This is a genomic window from Paraburkholderia mimosarum LMG 23256 = NBRC 106338 (assembly GCF_000739815.1).
GTDB lineage: Bacteria > Pseudomonadota > Gammaproteobacteria > Burkholderiales > Burkholderiaceae > Paraburkholderia > Paraburkholderia mimosarum.
This window is the reverse complement of sequence record NZ_BBJJ01000292.1, coordinates 1-1,441: the sequence shown is the minus strand read 5'-3', so window position 1 is coordinate 1,441 and position 1,441 is coordinate 1. Positions and strand designations below refer to the sequence as shown.

Here is a 1,441-nt window from a genome sequence, read left to right as displayed (position 1 = left end):
TTGCCATACGCCTGAAGCTGCACCTCGCGCACCGACACCGTGTCCGTCTTCGTATCGACCACCCACACCGCCGGCTTGCCTGCGGGCTGGATCAGCGCGCTCGAAGGAATTTCGATGGCGGGCGGCCGCTCGACCTTCATGTGGCCGGTGACCGTACTGCCCAGGCGCATGGCCGCCGGTGGATCGACCAGGCGCACCCTGATCGCGAAGGTGCCGGTCACGGGGTCGGCGCGGGGTGATACTTCGCGCACCTTACCGATTGCCGTCACCTGCGGGTTGCTGGCCAGCGCCACGACGATGTCGGGGTTTTGCGGGGCGACGTCCTTGATGGCGGCGGGCACGTCGAATACCGCATCCACTGCGCCTTCGCGGGCGATCTGGACGATCATGCGGCCGGCCGGCACCACCTCGCCCGTCTCGGCGCCGCGCGCCGTGACCACGCCCGCGACATCGGAAACGAGATCGGTATAGCTCAGGCGGTTCTGCGCGATGCTCACCAGCGACTGCGCCGAATCGACCTGCGACTGCGTGATCTTCGCCATTGCTTCGGACTGCTCAAAGGAAGCGCGCGAGACGGCGTGCTCCGCGAGCAGATCGCGCATGCGGGTAAACATGGTGCGCGCTTCGAGCGCCTGGGCCTGGGCAGCGGCCAGTTGCGCGCGGGCGGACTGCAGGCTGCTTTCCTCGTTCATCCGGTCGAGCCGCGCGAGCACCTGGCCGGGCCTCACGCGATCGCCGACATCGACGTTGCGGGCGATCATCCTTCCGTCGATACGGAACGACTGGTTGATCTCGGCCTGTGCCTGCAGCCGGCCGGTGAGGGTGATGGTGCTTCCCGCGTCCTGCTTTTCTATCGTGATGACGCGCACCGGACGCACTTCCGCCACCGGCGCCTCTTCGTTCTTGCGGCAGCCCGTCAACAGCGCACCTGCCGCCAGGACGCCCAGCGTCACGGTCAACGCCAGGGATACCGATCGCCCGGTTGCTTGTATGGCAAACACTGATGTATTCCTCCGGCTCGCTGGACGCGGCTGCCAATATTCATCTTCACACGGAACTGACAGCGCGCCCTCTCGCAGCGCCCGCTCGCGCGGGCGCCCCCTTTATGCCTGAGTACTAGAAATCCACCGCATCGCGAATGATCGGACACGTCATGCAATGCCCGCCGCCGCGCCCGCGCCCCAGCTCCGCGCCCACGATCGTCACCACCTCGATCCCGGCCTTGCGCAGCAGGGTGTTCGTGTACGTGTTGCGATCGTAGGCGAACACGACGCCCGGCGACGTGCAGACCAGATTCGCGCCGCTGTCCCACTGCGTGCGCTCACGCTGGTAATCGTTGCCGCCCGCTTCCACCACGCGCATCTTCTTGATACCGAGCGCGGCGCTCACCACTTCGACGAAGGACTTTTTCTCCTGGTGCAGTTCCACGCCTGCCGGATGA

Annotated in this window: 2 protein-coding genes; both read right to left on the bottom strand. The window is 66.3% G+C overall.

The window, feature by feature from the left end; translation table 11 throughout:
- A partial coding sequence (locus tag BMI01S_RS37475; RefSeq protein ID WP_052408502.1) for an efflux RND transporter periplasmic adaptor subunit occupies positions 1-953 on the bottom strand: 953 nt, incomplete at its 3' end.
- Between the two features lie 163 nt (positions 954-1,116).
- A partial coding sequence (locus BMI01S_RS37470; protein ID WP_042291849.1) for an arginine deiminase family protein occupies positions 1,117-1,441 on the bottom strand: 325 nt, incomplete at its 5' end.